Here is a 19,565-nt window from a genome sequence, read left to right on the forward strand (position 1 = left end):
GGATCTTTAGCTCAGTTGGTTAGAGCAACCGGCTCATAACCGGTAGGTCCGGGGTTCGAGTCCCTGAAGGTCCACCATTTTTGGGGGTATAGCTCAGTTGGGAGAGCACCTGCCTTGCACGCAGGGGGTCAAGAGTTCGAATCTCTTTATCTCCACCAAAAAAGACACATGTCGAACATGTGTCTTTTTTGTTTTAAATTATTTCATATTTTTATGCTAACGACATCTTATTCTTCACCTTATTTTCATGACTAATCTTAAACTAAAAATGTTCCATTATCGTATTTAAATATTTTGCTACAAGATATAATTAAAAATAAGCATTATTTTTTTAGCTTTTTCATATATTACATAAGGATTAATTAAAGGTGATGAATTTTTTGAGTTTAAAAAGATTTATAAACATTATTAAATATTTTATTTTAATATTTATTTTTCTAATTTTTATGATAATTATAAAAAGTAGGGGATATGAGTTACAGGACATATATCAGAAATCTCTAGGAGCTGGGTGGCTTATGGTTTATAATTATAGAAAAGTAAATACATCATTTAGATTAGATTTTGGATATGGATTTTTAGTAATAACTATAATTCTGAGTGTATTTATAGAACTAGTGAAATCTTATATATGTAATATAAAGTTAAAGTAAATATTAGGAATGACATATATTTTATTAATTATATTGAAATGCAAGGAACTATACTTTAAAATAATAATTATATTAGAAAAGTTTTAGGGTATTGTTTTTGTATATAATTAAATGAAAAAATTTATATAAATGTATAAATAAGATGACTTGAATACGTTTAAGGGGTTAATGTAAATTGGCATCGAACTTAAAAAAACATATTATATAAGTATAGTATTTTTTACTTGTTAATTATATAAAATTATTGGGAAAAAGAGAGTGGAAGATGGGGAGTGTTTCTATGTCAAAAATACAAGAGCTGAAAGAAAAACTAGTAGAATTGAAACTGAAAAAAAGAGAATTAATTTTAGCGGGTAAAAATACAAACAAAATAGACGAAGAGATAGATGAACTAGAGAAACAAATAAAATTAGAAGATAAAAAAGATGAATAGATTTAATAAATTTTAAAAGTCGCTTAATGCGGCTTTTTGTTTTATATCTAAATGGATTATGGAAAGGTTTTAAATTATGTAACTTATAAAAAATATCAATACTATAGAATTTATGGAAAATTATGTTATAATTACATTATTAAGATTTCAAGGGGTTGAGAATATGGTTGAACTTAAAGATAAAATAGAGGATAAAAAGACAGCAATAATAGATATTAAAAATATATCAGATTATGATACATATCTATTTCATAATGGTAGTCATTATAATGCATATAAATTTATGGGGGCACATCTTATTACTGAGAAAAGAAAAAGAGGTGTTCGTTTTACAACATGGGCACCCAAGGCAAAAGCAATAAATTTAGTAGGAGACTTTAATAATTGGGAGGTTCTTGAGGAATATGCATTAGAGAAAATAACAAAATCTGGTTTATGGAGTGCCTTTATTCCTGGTATGAAGGAAGGACAGGTTTATAAATATGCTATAACTACTGAACAGAATCAAGTTATATTAAAGTCAGACCCATATTCAATATATAGTGAATTAAGACCTAACACGGCATCGATTATAACTAGAGATCTAAAATATAGATGGAAAGATAGAAAGTGGATAAATTCAAGAGGTAAAACTAATGTTTATAAGAGCCCAGTAAATATATATGAACTTCATCTTGGGTCATGGCGGACTGATGAGAATGGAGAATTTCTATCTTACTTAGAGCTAGCAAAAAAATTACCAGAATACGTGAAAAATATGGGTTACACTCATGTAGAATTGATGCCAATAATGGAGCATCCTCTTGATGATTCTTGGGGGTATCAGGTAGTTGGGTATTATTCTGTTACTAGTAGATATGGAACAAGAGATGAGTTTAAGGAGCTTATAAACGCTCTACATAATGAAGGAATAGGCGTTATTTTAGATTGGGTACCAGGACATTTTTGTAAGGATAATCATGGTTTGTATAAGTATGATGGTTCAGTTACCTATGAGTATGAAGAGTTAAGTAAACAAGAAAATAAGGGGTGGGGAGCTGCAAATTTTGATTTAGGAAGACCAGAGGTTAAGAGTTTTTTAATATCTAATGCATTGTATTGGCTTAGAGAATTTCATATAGATGGATTGAGAGTAGATGCAGTTGCTAATATATTATATTTAGATTACGGAAGAGAAAAAGGAGAGTGGAGTCCTAATAAATATGGAGGACGTGAAAACCTAGAAGCAGTAGAATTTATTAAACAATTAAATACAGCAGTGTTTAAAGAGTTTTCTAATATTTTAATGATTGCTGAGGAATCAACAACCTGGCCTATGGTAACCAAACCCGTGGAGCTAGGTGGATTAGGTTTCAATTTTAAATGGAATATGGGATGGATGAATGATGTATTAAAATATGTTGAGATAGATCCTATATATAGAAAGTATCATCATAATCTAATTAATTTTGCTATGATGTATCATTATACAGAAAACTTTATTCTTCCAATATCTCATGATGAAGTTGTACATGGAAAGAAATCTTTAATAGATAAAATGTGGGGAGACTATTGGAATAAGTTTGCTGGATTAAGAGCATTTTTAGGTTTTATGATGACCCATCCAGGTAAAAAAACAACCTTTATGGGGAATGAATTTGCTCAATTTATAGAATGGAGAAGTTATGAGCAGCTTGAGTGGAAACTTATAGATGAATTTCCAAGACACAAGCAAACTCAAGAATTTTATAAGGATTTAAATAAGTTATATAAAACTGAAAAGGCTTTATGGCAATTAGATTATGAGCCTGATGGATTTAAATGGATTGATGCAGATAATAAAGATCAAAGTATATTTATATACTGCAGGATGGGAGAAGATAAAAAAGATACTTTAATAGTAATATGTAATTTTACTCCTAAGGTGTATTATGATTTTAAGGTTGGGGTTCCATATTTAGGTCAATATTATGAGTTGTTTAATAGTGATGCTAGCAGTTATGGCGGGTCTGGACAAGTTATGGATGAAATTATTACAGCTAGTCCACAAGGTTGGCATAAGGAGAAATATAGTATAAAAATTAAGGTTCCACCTATGGCAACATTGATCTTAAAGCCACAAAAAATTGAGGAAGAAATATTAGAAGATGAATTAGTTGAAAGTAAGTGAGTGTGGAGGGTATTTTATGAAAATATTGTTTGTAACTTCTGAGGCAGATCCATTTATAAAAACAGGTGGTCTAGGGGATGTAGCAGGTGCCTTGCCTAAAGAGCTAAATAAAGAAGGGGTAGATATTAGGGTAATATTACCTAAATATAAGGATCTGAAGAATGAATATAAAGATAAATTAAGATTCGTAAAGTGGTTTATGGTACAGGTTGGATGGAGAAGACAATATTGTGGGATTTTTGAATATGATATAAAAGGTGTAAGATATTATTTTATAGATAATGAACAGTATTTTTCAAGAGATGGATTATATGGTTATTATGATGATGGAGAAAGATTTGCATTTTTTGATAGAGCAGTAGTGGAGGCTATGAAGGAGTTAGAATTCAAACCAGATGTAGTTCACTGTAATGATTGGCAGAGTGGGTTAATTCCGATGCTTTTAAAATTAGAGTATTCAAAGGATAGTTTTTATAGTGGAATTAAATCAGTATACAGTATTCATAATTTATTGTTTAAGGGAGTTTTTGATCCTAATATACTTCCAGAGCTCTTTGGCTATGATATGGAACCATATAACAATGGAAGCATAGAATTTAATGGTGGAGTATCTTTTATGAAAGGTGGAATTAATTATTCTGATAAAGTATCAACAGTTAGTTCTAGCTATGCAGAAGAAATACAAACAGAATATTATGGAGAAGGATTAGATGGGCTCTTAAGAAGTAGAAACCATCAACTAATTGGCATACTAAACGGGATTGATTATGAGAGCTATGATCCTGAAACAGATAAAAGTATATATGAAAATTACAGTTTTGAGACTATAAATAAAAAAAGTCTAAATAAGAAATTGCTTCAATCAGAGTTAAATCTTCCTGTAAGAGAAGATGTGCCTATGATATCTATAATATCAAGATTAACAAGCCAAAAAGGAATTGATTTAGTTATAGATATTGCAGACAGAATATTAAAGGATGATGTTCAGCTAGTTATTTTAGGTACTGGTGATAGTATCTATGAAGAGCATTTTAGAAATTTACACTATAGATATCCAGAAAAGGTATCTACGAATATTAAATTTAATGATGCTTTAGCACATAAGATATATGCAGCTTCAGATATATTTTTTATGCCATCATTATTTGAACCATGTGGTCTTGGACAGTTAATTGCTTTAAGATATGGCACTATACCTGTGGTTAGAGAGACAGGAGGACTTAAAGATACTGTAATACCATATAATAAATATGAGGGAACTGGCAGAGGGTTCACTTTTAAAAATTTCAACTCGAATGAGTTTTTAGAAGCCACAACCACTGCGTTAGAATGTTTTAAGAATAAAGAAATATGGACGGGGTTAGTTAGGGAAGCTATGAACGCTGATAATAGCTGGACAAAATCAGCTAAAGTATATCTAGATATGTATAAGGATTTGGTTAATACTTAAATAATATTACGGGAGTGATGACCATGCTCACAATAAGCAAAGATAGATTTAAAAAAGATTATATACAAAAATTCATAGAACTACACGGAAAAGACTTAGATGAGGGGACTAATTTAAATAAATACGAAACCTTAGGGAGCTTAATTAGAGATTACGTATCTAGAATGTGGATAGAAACTAATAAAAGATATAACAGAGAGAAAGAGAAACAAGTATATTATTTTTCTATGGAATTTCTTTTAGGAAGGCTATTAGGAAATAGTTTATTAAATCTTGGAATAAGAGATGTTTGTAAAAAAGCATTAAAGGAACTAGGAGTAGACCTTGAAGAGTTAGAAAATTTTGAACAGGACCAAGGCTTAGGTAATGGTGGTTTAGGAAGACTCGCAGCTTGCTTCCTAGATTCAATGGCATCTTTAAAGATACCTGGTAATGGGTGTGGAATAAGATATAAGTATGGTTTTTTTGAACAAAAAATAATAGAAGGTTCTCAGGTTGAATCTCCTGATAAATGGTTAAGAGAAGGTAATGTATGGGAGATTAAAAAAACAGACAAGGCTGAGGTTGTAAAATTTGGAGGAGAAATAAAAACTGAGTATATAGGAGGAAGATTGACCTTCACTCATATTAATTATGAGCCTGTATTAGCAGTTCCATATGATACTCCAATAGTAGGTTTTGAGAATGAAGTAATAAATACATTGAGACTTTGGAGTGCTGAACCTGTAGTAAATGAGTTTGATTTTTCATCTTTCAGTAGAGGAGAATTTTTAAAAGCTATAGAATATAAAAACTCAGTAGAGGCTATATCTCAAGTTCTTTATCCAGATGATTCATTCTATGAGGGAAAAATATTAAGACTTAAGCAACAGTACTTTTTTGTATCAGCAGGTATACAAAGTATAATTAGACATTATAAAAAACATCTAGGAGATTTATGTTTATTAAATGAAAAAATAGCAATACACATAAATGATACGCATCCAACCCTAGCCATTCCAGAACTTATGAGAATACTATTAGATGAAGAAGGCCTTTCATGGGAAGATGCTTGGAGAATAACTACAAACTCCGTATCTTATACTAATCATACTATTTTACAAGAGGCTTTAGAAAAATGGCCGATAGATATGTTTAAGAAGTTATTACCTAGAATCTTTATGATAGTAGAAGAAATAAATGAAAGATTTACAAGAGAATTATGGAGTAAGTATGAAGGGCAGTGGGATAAGATATCTCAAATGGCTATAGTAGGAGATGGATATGTAAGAATGGCCCATTTAGCTATAGTAGGTAGCCATAGTGTTAATGGGGTTGCAAAACTTCATACAGAAATATTAAAAAATCAGCAAATGTCTGATTTCTATTACATGTATCCTAGAAAGTTTAACAATAAGACAAATGGAATTACTCATAGAAGGTGGTTAATAAAAGCAAATCCTAAGTTAACTAGCTTGCTTAATGAAACTATCGGAGAAAGCTGGATTAAACATCCGACGGATATGGAGAAGTTTGAAAGGTTTAAAAATGACGGTTTTGTTAAAGAAAGCTTATTTAAAATAAAAAATGAAAACAAACAAAAATTAGCAAAGATTATTAAGGATAATCAAGGAATAGTAGTAGATACTAACTCTATTTTCGATGTTCAAGTAAAAAGAATTCATGCATATAAGAGACAAACTTTAAATGCCCTTAGGATAATGGATTTATATAATAAGCTATTAGAAAATCCTAGTCTTGATATAGCTCCAAGAACCTTTATATTTGCAGGAAAAGCAGCACCAGCTTATTATTTAGCTAAAAAGACCATAGAGCTTATAACTGCACTAGCAGACAAGATAAATAATGATCCTAGAGTCTCAGATAAAATGAAAATTGTTTTTATGGAGAACTACAGAGTATCCTTAGCTGAAGATATAATACCGGCTACAGAATTAAGTGAGCAAATATCAACAACTACAAAAGAGGCTTCAGGAACAAGTAATATGAAGTTCATGATGAATGGAGCTATAACAATTGCTACTCTTGATGGAGCAAATGTGGAGATTAGAGATGAGGTTGGAGACGATAATATAGTTATCTTTGGTCTAACAGAGAGGGAAGTTTTAGAGTATTATAGGCATGGAAAGTATTCGGCTTGGGATACAAGAAATGGCGATGAAAGATTAATAAAGATAACTGATCAACTTGTAAATGGATTTTATCATGATGAAAAGGATAGATTCAGAATTATTTATGAAAATTTATTAAATTATAATGATGAATTTTTTGTCTTAAAAGATTTTGCTTCTTATATTGAGGCTCAAGAAAAAGTAGATAAATTATATAAAAATAAAGAGAAATGGCAGGAGATGAGTTGCGTTAATATAGCTCACTCAGGTATTTTTTCAAGTGATAGAACTATAAAAGAATATGCTACAGGTATATGGGGATCAGGCTATCTATATAAAAATTTATAAAATTAATATGAGAGGATAGTGAATATGGACAATGTAACTATATATCATAACTCTCAAGACTTAAGCTTTAGAAAACCCTTTGGAGCAGTGAGAGTAGATACAAAAGTAGAATTATTTTTAGAAGCTCAAGTAAATATTCATGAGGTTTTTCTAAATATTATTGATTTCAATAATGAGATGAGAATTATACCTATGAATAGGAAAATTTTAGAGTATGGAAAAGAGAAATACTCAATAGTTTTGGAGCTCAATAAAGTTGGAGTTGTTAAATATTATTTTTCATTTAAGATTAATGAGAATATAGTTTATTACGGGAATAATGAAGAAGAATTAGGCGGAGAAGGACAAATATATTATCATAATCCTAAGGGGTTTCAGATAACAATTTACGAAGAAGCTTTAGTACCTAATTGGTATAAACATGGAGTAATATATCAAATATTTGTAGATAGATTCTATAACGGAAATGAAAATGGTTTGGTTAGTAATCCTAAGAAAAACTCCTTTATATATGGTAGGTGGGATGATGAGCCTATGTATATAAAAGATCATAATGGAGATATAGCAAGATGGGATTTTTATGGAGGAAACCTAAAGGGCGTAATAAATAAGCTGGATTATTTGAAAAGTTTAGGTGTTACTATAATCTATTTTAATCCTATATTTAAAGCTTCCTCAAATCATAAATATAATACAGGGGACTACAAAAAAATTGATGAGATGTTCGGAGATGAAAAGATTTTTAAAGAATTATGCCTAAAAGCTAGAGAGCGAGGTATAAGGATAATATTAGATGGTGTTTTTTCTCATACTGGACAGGACTCTATATATTTTAATAAATATAAAAATGAAAATTCTTTAGGTGCTTATGAGTCAAAGGATTCACCTTATTATGATTGGTATAGATTTTATAATTATCCAGATGATTATGAATGTTGGTGGGGAATAAAAGATTTGCCAAATGTAAATGAAATGAATCCAACATACCTTGATTATATTATAAGAAATAAGGAGTCTGTTATATCCAAGTGGATGAGTTTAGGGGTATATGGCTGGAGATTGGATGTAGCGGATGAGCTTCCAGACGAATTTATTGAGATATTAAGGGATAGAGTTAAAAAAGAAAATCCAGATGGAGTTATAATAGGTGAGGTTTGGGAAGATGCATCTAATAAGGTTAGCTATGGAGTAAAAAGAAGATATTTTCTTGGCAAAGAGCTAGATTCAGTCACTAACTATCCATTAAAGAATGCATTAATTTCATTTTTAAGAGGGGATACTACTTCTGATAGATTCTCTAAGATTATTTTAAGTTTAAAAGAGAATTACCCAAAAGAAAACTTTTATAGCCTTATGAATATCTTAGGAAACCATGATACTGAGAGAATCTTAACTTCATTAGGTGGAAAGGACTTGATTAATCTGGCATTAATTATTCAGATGACTATGGTGGGTGTTCCACTTATATATTATGGTGATGAAGCAGGTCTAACAGGTGGAAAAGATCCTGATAATAGAAAGACCTTTCCATGGGGAAAAGAAGATAAAGAGATTTTCTATATGTATAAAAAAATGGTTTCTATAAGGAATGAAAATGAAGAATTGATAGATGGAGATATAGAATTTATTAATTCAGAAGAAGATATTTTGTTATTTAGAAGAAGATTAAATAATAAATATCTATATATAGCTGTTAATAGAAACCTATCTGAAGAAAAGGAAGTTATACTTCCTGAGAAAAGTAAAGTTATATACAAAAAAGACCTTATTACTAATATTAGAAAACCTATAATAAATGGGAATTTAGTATTAAAAGCACTTGAGGGTGTAATATTAGAATAAAATAAAAAATTACTATGAGATTTAAATTCTCATAGTAATTTTTTTAATATCTTTGGATAGATAATAAATCTTCAATTGAATTCCCCATATATTTATATGAGTCAATAACTCCTTGATTATAGAATTCAGGAGCAAGTTTATCTACAATGAAGTTTAAGATTAAGCTTGCTGCTAAGTCACCTATTTCTTCATCTCTATCATTATAGAAATAAGTTTTAATCAAAGATATCATTTCTTCTCTTTTTTCTTTTGATAGTTCAAGTTCATTTTTTTTCTGTGCACTCATTTCGTATCCTCCATATTTTCAAAAGAAATCAGTAAATCTTTTCTGTTAGCTTCAAATTTAGTAAATGTGACGTTTGCAGTATTCAGCATACGTTTAGATGCCTTTACTATATCTGTATCTGAATATTTATCTGAAAGATATATTATATCTTTTATTCCAACCTGTATAAGTGCTTTAGTACATTCATTACAAGGGAAAAGGGTAGTATATATTTTACAATTTTCTAAGCTAGTACCTATGCTGTTTAATATGGCATTTAGCTCAGCGTGACAGGTATATGGATATTTTGTTTGCAAAAAATCTCCGGAATTCCCCCAAGGAAAATCATCATCAGAGCAGCCTTTAGGAAGTCCATTATAACCTATTCCGATTATTTTATTGTCAGAATTAACTATGCAAGAGCCAACTTGAGTATTAGGATCCTTACTTCTTAATGAGGAGATAAGAGCAATCCCCATAAAATATTCGTCCCAAGATATATAATTTTCTCTTTTAGTGTCAACCATAAATAAACTCCTTTACATAAAATATTATAATTACATTATAACTTTTTTTATTATATAAATGTATTGAAAATAATTATCAATTAGAGTATACTATATTTAATAAACTTAACACTTTTTATTTATTTACTAGCGATAAAATATAAAATTAAGCGTTAAGTATATCCTCCATTAAAATTCACCTATAGCTTGAGAGTCAGCTTTTAAAGTTGGCTCTTTTTGATTTTCAAAAATAGTTATCTCACATAAATATATAGGAATAAATGTATTAAACTGAACATATTAAATATCTAGGAGGTGATATTTGTGATAAGAACTGTGGTGTGTGAAAAGGAAGGATGCAGTGGAAATAGTTTTTATTTAGAAAATAAGGATGAAAAATTAATATTAACTTGTAAAGAATGTGGAAGTAATTATGAAATAGATGTGAGTTATTATGATTATACTTTATTATCAGAATGCTCTAGGTGTAGAAATGATACATTTAAAATATTTAGAGACAGAGATAAAGAGGGTATATATTTAAAATGCGTAGAATGTGGTGGACCTCCAGAACACATTTATTTAGATGAATATGGCAATCAAATTAATTATGAAAGTAAAATTTTAAATGATGTTAAAGATAGGATAACTCTATTAGATCAACGTATGTTTTCCTTAGAGAAAAAGATGGAAGAGTTAGAGAATGGACAAGATTTAATAGAAGAATCCTTGGCATATGTTTCAAAGTTCTTAACTGAGCGTAGTTAACATTTATGAGAGTACTAATTAAAGCCTAGTAGTACTCTCTTTTTATTTATGAATTCGTTTCATAAATGAAGGATATGTAAAAAAGTTCGCTTTCCATATAAATACAGAAAAGCTTATTGAAGTAATGCAGGGATGTTGCTATAATTAGAGCATATGGGAAAAATTGTAATGAGGATAAACTTAAGCAAATGATAATGAAATAGATTGATAATTTTATCTATTCAAGAAAAATATCATTAGAAAGGGAGGTTATAAAATGGTCAAAGAAAACATTATTGCTATGATTTTAGCTGGTGGACAAGGATCTAGATTAGGAGTATTAACTAAAAAGTTAGCAAAACCAGCTGTGCCATTTGGAGGAAAATACAGAATTATAGATTTTACTCTAAGCAATTGTTCTAATTCTAATATTCACACGGTAGGCGTGCTTACACAATATCAACCACTAGAATTAAACTCTCACATAGGAATAGGAGACCCCTGGGATTTGGATAGAAGAGATGGGGGAGTAAATATTCTACCGCCTTATCAAGAAGAAAAGGGAGGAAATTGGTATAAGGGAACTGCAAATGCTATATATCAAAACATACCTTTTGTAGATGACCATGATCCAGAATATTTGTTAATACTTTCAGGTGATCACATTTATAAAATGGATTACGAAAAAATGTTAGATTTCCATAAAGAACATGAAGCGGATGTAACCATTGCAGTTATTGATGTTTCTTTAGAAGAGGCATCAAGATTTGGAATAATGAATACAAGAGAAGATTTAAGTATATATGAGTTTGAAGAAAAGCCAGCTGAGCCTAAAAGCACTAAGGCATCTATGGGAATATATATTTTTAATTGGAGAACATTAAAAAAACTATTAAAAGAGGATGAAGCTGATAAAAACTCCAATAATGATTTTGGGAAAAATATAATACCTAAAATGCTAGAGCAAGGTAAGAAGTTAATGGCATATCCGTTTGAAGGATATTGGAAAGATGTTGGTACTATAGAAAGTCTTTGGGAAGCTAATATGGATTTATTAAAAGATGATAATGAATTGAACTTATATGACAATGAATGGAGAATATATTCTATTAATCCAGTAAGACCAGCTCAATATATAGGGCCACATGCAAGTGTAAAATCTTCCTTGATAGTAGAGGGATGTATAGTTCATGGAGAAGTAGAAAATTCAGTTTTATTTCCTGGAGTATTTGTAGGTAAAAATACAGTGATAAAAAACTCTGTAATAATGCCAAACACTAAAATAGGTGAAAATGTAATTATCGATAAAGCTATAGTTGGAAATAATGTAACAATTAGAAGAGAGTGTAGAATAGGGCATGGAAATAATATAACTGTAATACCAGCTAAAGAAGATATTAAAAGTGGTACCATAATGGAATAAACCGAATGCTTATATAGATAAAGGGAGTGGGATTTTGAAAAGTTATATGGGAATCATAAACCTAGATGAAAATGAGGGAAGAATAAATGAACTTACTAGAACTAGACCATTGGCATCTATACCTATGGCGGGTAGATATAGAATTATAGATTTTATACTTTCAAATATGACTAATTCTGGTATCAATAATATAGGAATTTTCACAAAAAATAAATCAAGGTCTTTAATAGATCACTTAAGTAACGGTAGACCTTGGGACTTGCATAGAAAGATAGATGGACTAAGAGTTTTTAATTTTTCAGATGACGATTTATACTATGATGACGTGCATATATTCGCAAATAATATTGAGTTTTTTAAGTTCAGTAGACAAGAGTATGTACTAATGGCTCCATCATATATGATTTGTAATATAGATTTTAGTAAAATTAGTGAATATCATGAGAATAACAACTCAGATGTTACAGTAGTTTATAAAAAAATAAATAATGGTGATAGTAGTTTTATAAATTGTGATGCATTAAGCATAGATGAGGAAAATAGAGTAAAAAGTGTAGGCAAAAACATTGGAAGTAATAAAGAACTTAATATATGTATGGAAATGTTTCTTTTGAAAAAAGATTTATTTATAGAGATAATTTATGATTGTATAAAAACAGGTAAGTATAGAAAAATAAGAAAAGCTATTTATGAAAAGCTAGATGAACTTAAAGTAAATGCTTATGAATTTAAAGGTTACCTAAGTTGTATAGATTCCTTAGGCTCTTACTACAAAGCTAATATGGATTTATTAAATGTAAAGATAAATACAGAGTTATTTTTTGATAATGGTCCAATATATACAAAAACTAAAGATGGGGGACCAACAAAATATACTAAAGATAGTGATGTTAAGAATTCTATAATAGCCAACGGATGTTATATAGAAGGAAGCGTAGAAAATTGTGTTATTTCTAGAAGTGTTCATATAAGAAAAAATGCAAAACTAAAAGACTGCATTATTTTTCAAAATGTAATAATAGCAGAAGATGCTAGCTTAGAGAATGTTCTTATTGATAAATATGGTCATGTGGAAAAAGGTGAAGTTTTAAAGGGTTTAGAGAAGCATCCACTAGTTATGGAAAAAGAAAGAGTATTTTAAGGGGCCACCTCTCAATCTTTTTACAGTAAACTGTAAATTTAAGGTTGATTTAATAAACAATTATAGAGAAACAGGCTATAATTATTAAAAGATAGTGATTTATATAGAAGATTGTGGGGTGGATATAATGAAAAAGAGTAACGTGTGTTTGATAGATATAATGGTTATAGTACTTGGGATAATGATGATTTTGTTTGTTAAAAACTCTACAAGATTTATAGGAGTAGGTTTAATATCTTTAGCCTTTACTTATCTATTAAGAGATAGATATAATATAATAAAAAAACTAAAGTAAGGGTTGATTATATGAATGACAAAAACAGAAAATTGATAAGATGGATATTATGGATAGCTTGGATGATAGTAATATTTATCTTTTCTCAATTGCCTGGAGATGTATCAGATGAACAAAGTAAACTAGTAATATATATATTTAATGTATTAGGATTAGACCTTAACAGCCATTTGGGGAATTTAGCCAATTTTGTTGTAAGAAAAGGGGCTCATTTTACAGAGTACTTTATTTTATATATTTTAACGCTAAATGTATTAAGAATGTATATGGATAAAAGAAAGGCTTGGAATTATTCATTAGCATTTGTATTTTTATATGCGTGTAGTGATGAATTTCATCAATCTTTTGTACCAGGAAGAGGGCCAGCGTTTAGAGATGTACTTATAGACACTAGTGGAGGAGCTTTTGCATATATTGTGACTAGTATAATCCATAGATTTAAAATAGGAAAGAAGTAGCATAAAACTACTTCTTTTTATTTTATAATAACAGTCTTAAATTCATAAAATGAGTAATGATGAAATGAAAGTGAATATTCAAAAGGCTGTCCGTTATCTAAAAATCCAACCTGTTGAACATCAGCAATAGGATCATTTTCTTCTAAACGTAGATGTTCTATTTCAAAAGGAGTAGCTTTTCTAACATGTATAGTTCTATGAGCACTTTGAATTTTATACCCAAGGGTATCTTCAATATACTCATATATAGAACCTTCCAAAATAGATTTTTTAAAGTTAGGCATAAGTGCTAGAGGCATATAAGTCTCTTCAATGACAGTAGGTTTGCCATCTATTAATCTTAAACGAATGATTTTATAAACAAAGGAATCAGGTTCTAATTTAAGTTTTTCACAAATATCCTCATTTGCTGGAATAACTGCAAATTCAATTACTTGGCTAGTAACTTCATGTTTATAATTACTAGCTGTAAGTCCTTCAAACTGACTGGAAAGTAATAATCTTTGAATATCCTTGATCTGTACGTCTTTAACAAAGGTACCAGCTCCACGTCTCTTAACAATTAGCCCTTCGGCAACAAGCATATCTAAAGCTTTTTTCACAGTCATTTTACTAGCCTTATATTGTTCGCCTAAATCCTTTTCAAAAGGTAATTGTTCATTTGGAATATAAACTTCTTGCAAAATCTTATCTCTTATATCATTAGCAATCTCAACATATTTTAGCATTATGAATCTCCTGATCATATCAAAAGTATATTTATTATGGTTTATATTTATAGTATAACAAAATTTATGAAATAAGAATAGATATTTACCATAAATTTAAAAGTATAGACTTTTATATTAAAAGTATGATATTATTTAACCATAAAATAATATTTGAACCAAAATATATACTTTTAAGGGGGAAAATAAATGAATTATAAATTTCCAAAAAACTTTTTATGGGGAGCAGCTTCTTCAGGTCCTCAATCAGAGGGAGCTTCAAATAAAGATGGTAAAGGTAAAAACATCTGGGATCACTGGTATGAAATCGATCCAGAAAAGTTTTTTAATCAAGTAGGGCCACAAGATACATCAAATTTTTATAATTTGTACAAAGAAGATATACAAAGAATGAAAGATATAGGATTTAATTCTTATAGAACATCAATAACTTGGTCAAGGTTAATACCAAATGGTGATGGAGAAGTTAATGAAAAAGCAGTAGAATTCTATAATAATATTATAGATGAGCTAATAAAAAATGGTATAAAACCAATCATAAACTTATATCACTTTGATATGCCTTTAGCTATGCAAGAAAAAGGCGGCTGGGAAAGTAGAGAAGTAGTAGAAGCTTATGCTAGATATGCACGTAAGTGTTTTGAACTATTTTCTGATAGAGTTAAATATTGGACTACTCATAATGAACCTATAGTTCCAGTAGAAGGAGGATATCTATATCAATTCCATTATCCTTTAGTAACAGATATGAAAAGAGCTGTTCAAGTAGCATATAATACTATGTTATCAAGTGCTAAAGCGGTTGCAGAATTTCATAAGCTAAATGTTGAAGATGGAAAGATAGGAATAATACTTAACCTTACACCTTCTTATCCAAGAGATATAAATAATCCTGATGATGTAAAAGCAGCAAATATTGCAGATTTATTCTTTAATAGAAGCTTTTTAGATCCATCAATATTAGGGGAATACCCTGAGGAATTAATTCAAATTATAAAAGATAACGATATAATTCCAGAAATACATGAAAATGATCTTGAAGTAATTAAAAATAATACAGTGGATTATTTAGGCGTTAACTATTATCAACCACGTAGAATAAAAGCAAGAGAAAAGGCAGTAGATCCAAGTGAAGCCTTAATGCCAGAAACATTTTTTGATAACTACGAGTGGCCAGAACGTAAAATGAATATCTACAGAGGCTGGGAGATATATGAAAAGGCTATTTATGATATAGCAGTAAACATTAAAAATAACTACAAAAACATACCTTGGTATATTTCAGAAAATGGTATGGGAGTTCAAGATGAAGACAGATTTATAGATGAAAATGGAATGGTTCAAGACGATTATAGAATTGAGTTTCTTTTTGAGCACTTAAGATGGCTTCATAAAGGAATAGAGGAAGGATCTAATTGCTTTGGATACCATATGTGGACATTTGTAGATAACTGGTCTTGGACTAATGCATATAAAAATCGCTATGGATTCTATAGAGTTGATTTAGATAACAACTTTAAAAGAAGTGTTAAGAAAAGTGGCTTATGGTATAAAAAAGTTGCAGAAAATAATGAGTTAGTTGATTAATATTTCAAAAAATCGGCATTAGTTTTTGATGTCGATTTTTTTGATTTTATGCATTGTATATCTCTTAAAAACAAAAGTATATATTTTTATTTAATAATATATTGACTTTTAATAGATATGGATATATAATTACCTTGTAAGCATTTACATCATCTATTAAAAAGGGAGGGATTTTAATATGAAAAAAATTAGATTATTCTGTTCAGCAGGGATGTCAACATCATTATTAGTTAGTAAGATGCAAGAAGCAGCTAAAAGCAAAAACATTGATGTAGATATATTTGCATATCCAGAAGCAGAAGTAAGTGAAAGAGGGCAAGAAGCTGACATAATACTACTTGGACCACAAATAAAATATCGTTTAAATGCGATAAAAGAAATTTATCCAGACAAGCCTGTAGATGTTATAGAAATGAGAATGTACGGGTTAATGGATGGAAACGCAGTATTAGAAAAAGCATTGAAATTATTAGGGTAATAATAAAATTTTTAAAATATAAAAACATTATTTTGGAGGGTTAAATATGAATAAGTTAATTGCTGTTTTGGAAGAAAAAGTTGTGCCAGTAGCTATGAAGATAGGAAATAATGCCTATCTAAATGCAATTAAAAATGCGTTCTTAAGACTTATGCCGCTATCATTAATAGGTGCTATGTTTATACTTATTAACAACGTATTTTTAAACTTTGGGGAAGGAACTTTCTTCTATCAAATGGGTATAAGATTATCAGAAGACACTGTTAAGTCTATTGCTCAATTCCAAAGCATCGGTAACGCTGCTATAAATGGAACAATAGGAATAATGTCATTAATGATACCTTATATGCTAGCTAGTGAAATAGGTAAAAAGAACAATGTTGATGAGGGAGCTACTGGTTTAATGGGTATAGCTTCATTCATAACATTAACACCAGCTGCAATAGGCATTGATTATACAAGCCTAATAAAAGATGGAGTTATAACAATAGATGTAGCATCTAAATTAACTCAATCAGTTGGAGGATTCTCAACATCATTCTTTGGTGGACAAAACGTTATATCAGGTATGCTTATAGGTTTATTTGTAGGAGAACTTTATTCATTTATAGTAAAAAGAGGATGGGTAATAAAAATGCCAGCGAACGTTCCGCCAGCAGTATCTCGTTCTTTCAGTTCATTAATACCAGGATTCATAATTTTAACTATATTAGGTTCATTATCTAGTATATTAGCTACAAATGATATGAATTTCCACGATCTTATAATTAAGTTTATAGCTACACCACTAACTAATGCAGGTGGATTAGTAGGAGCTGTATATGTATTCTTCTCAGCATTCTTATGGTTCTTTGGAGTACATGGAGCATTAGCTTTATCAGCTTTAGACAGCCCAGTTATGGGAGTTATGGCACTTCAAAATGTTGACTTATTCCAAAAATATGGATCAGTTGATGCAGCAGTTGCAGCAGGAGAAAAATTCAACATGTGGGCTAAGCCTATGATAGATTCATATATATTCTTAGGAGGAACTGGAGCTACTTTAGGACTTGTAATAGCTATATTCTTAGCTTCAAAACGTGCTGATTGGAGACAAGTTGCGAAGTTTGGTTTACCATCAGGTATATTCCAAATAAACGAACCAATACTATTTGGTCTTCCAATAATACTTAATCCAGTACTATTTATACCATATATAATTGTACAACCTATACTTGCTATAGTTACAACAATAGCATATACAATAGGATTTATTCCACCAATCACTAACATGGCACCATGGACAATGCCAGTAGGATTGGGAGCATTCTTTAATACTAACGGAAGCATAAACGCTATGATTCTTGCTTTCATAAACTTAGCAATAGCTACTGTGATATACTTCCCATTCGTAGTTGTAGGTAACAAGGTAGCTGAAAAAGAAAGACAAGAAGCTTTAGATAATCCAGAAGTAACTGCATAACATAAATTTTAGGAGAATAAGCGTAAGCTGTTCTCCTAAGTTATCTTTTCACAAATATAATAAATAACTAAATCATTTAGGAGGAATAAAAATGGAAGAATTACAATTAGCAGCATTTCAAATAATAAGTGAAGTAGGTACAGCAAAATCATACATAATGGAAGCTTTAGGCTTTGCAAGAGAAAAAAAACTAGAAGAAGCTAAAGAAACATTAAAAAAAGCAGAAGAACATTTAAAAGAAGGACATAAAGGTCACTTTGATTTAGTTCAAAAAGAAGCAAGAGGAGAAAAGCTTGAGTTCTCTATATTATTTATGCATGCTGAAGATCAATTGTTAACTACAGCTACATTAAAAGATGTTGTAACAGAAATGATAAACATGTATACAATGATTCACGAAAAATAAGCTATTAATTTAGTCTATTTTAATTTATAATAAGGCTATTGTTTTAAATAAATATTAAATAGACTAAAGGTGGAATTAGATGAGAAACTTAAAAATGATCATACAATATGATGGAACACGCTATAAAGGATGGCAAAGACAGAAGGATAACGACTTAACTATACAAGGAAAATTAGAAAATGTTTTATCTAAAATGACAGGTGAAACTATACAAGTAATAGGTTGTGGAAGAACAGATTCAGGAGTGCATGCTGAAAATTATGTAGCAAACTTCCACACTAATTGCGAATATAGTATCAATACTATAATGGGATACCTATACGACTTTTTGCCAGAAGATATAGTAGTTAAATCTATAAAAGATACTGGTGAGAGATTCCATGCAAGATATAACGTTAAATCAAAAACTTATATTTATAGAATATATAATAGTAAAGTTAGAAATGTTTTTAACAGAAAGTATGTATATCATACTGATGAGAAATTAGATTTAGAAAACATGAGAAAAGGTGCTGAATATTTAATAGGAACTAATGATTTTCAAAGTTTTACTAGTCTAAAACCTAATACCAAATCTACCGTTAGAACTATTAATTATATAGATATAAAAGAAAATGATGGTTTAATAGAAATAGAGGTTAATGGAAATGGATTCTTATTAAATATGGTGAGAATTATTACAGGAACTCTCTTAGAAGTTGCAAAAGGAAAACTTAAACCAGAGGATGTAAAGAGAATTTTAGATGAAAAAAGAAGAGCAGAGGCTGGTCCTATAGCTCAACCTAAAGGGTTAATACTAAAAGATGTAACATTTTAATAAACTTAAAGCTATTGTAATTAAATTTGCAATAGCTTTTTTTCTTTTTAAACATTTAAATGTTTTTCTTTTTAAATGTTTAACTTTTTAAATGTTTAAACATTTAACTTTTTAACTTTTTAACTTTTTAATAAACATAGTATTTTAATGAGTCTAATGAGGCTTGAGAAGAAGCCTCTACAGCAATAGGGTGTTTAACTTTTTATTAAACATAATAATTGAAGGAATTTGATGGAGCTTGAAAAGAAGCTCCTACAGAGTTCGCC

General features: G+C 29.7%; 19 protein-coding genes and 2 tRNA genes. 18 read left to right on the forward strand and 3 right to left on the reverse strand.

Features of this window, described 5'->3' with window-relative positions; translation table 11 throughout:
* The 8 genes from B3N22_RS04955 (at position 1) to B3N22_RS04990 (ending at position 8,986) form a co-directional block, all read left to right on the forward strand.
* Positions 1–77: transfer RNA gene (locus B3N22_RS04955), tRNA-Ile, on the forward strand.
* A 5-nt stretch (positions 78–82) separates the two neighbouring features.
* Positions 83–158, forward strand: a tRNA-Ala gene (locus B3N22_RS04960).
* Between the two features lie 360 nt (positions 159–518).
* Positions 519–653 (forward strand): hypothetical protein, encoded by a 135-nt coding sequence (locus tag B3N22_RS04965; RefSeq protein WP_286905247.1) that lies wholly within the window; start codon positions 519–521, stop codon positions 651–653.
* Positions 654–918: 265 nt separating this feature from the next.
* Positions 919–1,086, forward strand: a complete 168-nt coding sequence (locus B3N22_RS04970) for a hypothetical protein (RefSeq protein WP_286905248.1) — start codon at positions 919–921, stop codon at positions 1,084–1,086.
* A 163-nt stretch (positions 1,087–1,249) separates the two neighbouring features.
* Positions 1,250–3,235, forward strand: coding sequence for a 1,4-alpha-glucan branching protein GlgB (gene glgB, locus B3N22_RS04975; RefSeq protein WP_286905249.1), 1,986 nt, complete (start codon positions 1,250–1,252; stop codon positions 3,233–3,235).
* Between the two features lie 16 nt (positions 3,236–3,251).
* On the forward strand, positions 3,252–4,685 hold the full coding sequence (gene glgA / locus B3N22_RS04980; RefSeq protein WP_286905250.1) for a glycogen synthase GlgA: 1,434 nt from the start codon (positions 3,252–3,254) through the stop codon (positions 4,683–4,685).
* Between the two features lie 23 nt (positions 4,686–4,708).
* Positions 4,709–7,144: a glycogen/starch/alpha-glucan phosphorylase gene (locus tag B3N22_RS04985; protein ID WP_286905251.1), complete on the forward strand. Its 2,436-nt coding sequence runs from the start codon at positions 4,709–4,711 to the stop codon at positions 7,142–7,144.
* Positions 7,145–7,168: 24 nt separating this feature from the next.
* The gene (locus B3N22_RS04990; protein ID WP_286905252.1) at positions 7,169–8,986 is read left to right on the forward strand and encodes a glycoside hydrolase family 13 protein; all 1,818 of its coding nucleotides are present in this window, start codon (positions 7,169–7,171) and stop codon (positions 8,984–8,986) included.
* 43 nt (positions 8,987–9,029) lie between these two features.
* On the opposite strand, the gene B3N22_RS04995 is transcribed toward B3N22_RS04990, so the two are convergent.
* On the reverse strand, positions 9,030–9,272 hold the full coding sequence (locus B3N22_RS04995; protein ID WP_238907530.1) for a DUF2164 domain-containing protein: 243 nt from the start codon (positions 9,270–9,272) through the stop codon (positions 9,030–9,032).
* Complete coding sequence (locus B3N22_RS05000; protein WP_286905253.1) at positions 9,269–9,778, reverse strand: deoxycytidylate deaminase; 510 nt, start codon at positions 9,776–9,778, stop codon at positions 9,269–9,271. Before B3N22_RS05000 ends, B3N22_RS04995 begins: the two co-directional genes overlap by 4 nt.
* 303 nt (positions 9,779–10,081) lie before the next feature.
* Between B3N22_RS05000 and B3N22_RS05005 the strand changes: the two genes are divergently transcribed.
* From B3N22_RS05005 to B3N22_RS05025, 5 genes are all read left to right on the forward strand, one after another.
* A complete protein-coding gene (locus B3N22_RS05005; RefSeq protein ID WP_021803804.1) occupies positions 10,082–10,525 on the forward strand; it encodes a hypothetical protein in 444 nt (147 codons plus the stop codon).
* Between the two features lie 256 nt (positions 10,526–10,781).
* Positions 10,782–11,927 carry a glucose-1-phosphate adenylyltransferase gene (locus tag B3N22_RS05010; RefSeq protein ID WP_286905254.1) on the forward strand — a complete coding sequence of 382 codons (1,146 nt, stop codon included), beginning with the start codon at positions 10,782–10,784 and terminating at the stop codon, positions 11,925–11,927.
* Between the two features lie 34 nt (positions 11,928–11,961).
* Positions 11,962–13,068, forward strand: coding sequence for a glucose-1-phosphate adenylyltransferase subunit GlgD (glgD, locus tag B3N22_RS05015; RefSeq protein WP_286905255.1), 1,107 nt, complete (start codon positions 11,962–11,964; stop codon positions 13,066–13,068).
* Positions 13,069–13,195: 127 nt separating this feature from the next.
* Entirely contained in the window at positions 13,196–13,363 is a 168-nt protein-coding gene (locus B3N22_RS05020) for a hypothetical protein (RefSeq protein ID WP_175550947.1), read from the forward strand.
* 11 nt (positions 13,364–13,374) lie between these two features.
* Entirely contained in the window at positions 13,375–13,821 is a 447-nt protein-coding gene (locus B3N22_RS05025; RefSeq protein ID WP_286905256.1) for a VanZ family protein, read from the forward strand.
* 17 nt (positions 13,822–13,838) lie between these two features.
* Here the strand turns inward: B3N22_RS05025 and B3N22_RS05030 are convergent, their stop codons facing one another.
* Positions 13,839–14,549 carry a GntR family transcriptional regulator gene (locus tag B3N22_RS05030; protein ID WP_286905257.1) on the reverse strand — a complete coding sequence of 237 codons (711 nt, stop codon included), beginning with the start codon at positions 14,547–14,549 and terminating at the stop codon, positions 13,839–13,841.
* 189 nt (positions 14,550–14,738) lie between these two features.
* On the opposite strand from B3N22_RS05030, the gene B3N22_RS05035 reads away from it, so the two are divergent.
* The 5 genes from B3N22_RS05035 (at position 14,739) to truA (ending at position 19,299) form a co-directional block, all read left to right on the forward strand.
* Positions 14,739–16,136: a glycoside hydrolase family 1 protein gene (locus B3N22_RS05035; RefSeq protein ID WP_286905258.1), complete on the forward strand. Its 1,398-nt coding sequence runs from the start codon at positions 14,739–14,741 to the stop codon at positions 16,134–16,136.
* A 178-nt stretch (positions 16,137–16,314) separates the two neighbouring features.
* Positions 16,315–16,614 carry a PTS sugar transporter subunit IIB gene (locus B3N22_RS05040; protein WP_286905259.1) on the forward strand — a complete coding sequence of 100 codons (300 nt, stop codon included), beginning with the start codon at positions 16,315–16,317 and terminating at the stop codon, positions 16,612–16,614.
* Positions 16,615–16,660: 46 nt separating this feature from the next.
* Entirely contained in the window at positions 16,661–18,076 is a 1,416-nt protein-coding gene (gene celB / locus B3N22_RS05045; RefSeq protein WP_286905260.1) for a PTS cellobiose transporter subunit IIC, read from the forward strand.
* A gap of 91 nt (positions 18,077–18,167) precedes the next feature.
* Positions 18,168–18,482 (forward strand): PTS sugar transporter subunit IIA, encoded by a 315-nt coding sequence (locus B3N22_RS05050; protein ID WP_021803798.1) that lies wholly within the window; start codon positions 18,168–18,170, stop codon positions 18,480–18,482.
* A gap of 79 nt (positions 18,483–18,561) precedes the next feature.
* On the forward strand, positions 18,562–19,299 hold the full coding sequence (gene truA / locus B3N22_RS05055) for a tRNA pseudouridine(38-40) synthase TruA (protein ID WP_286905261.1): 738 nt from the start codon (positions 18,562–18,564) through the stop codon (positions 19,297–19,299).
* Positions 19,300–19,565: the final 266 nt, after the last annotated feature.

The sequence above is a fragment of the Clostridium sp. UBA1652 genome (assembly GCF_002320975.1).
In the GTDB taxonomy this organism is placed as follows: Bacteria; Bacillota; Clostridia; order Clostridiales; family Clostridiaceae; genus Clostridium_T; species Clostridium_T intestinale.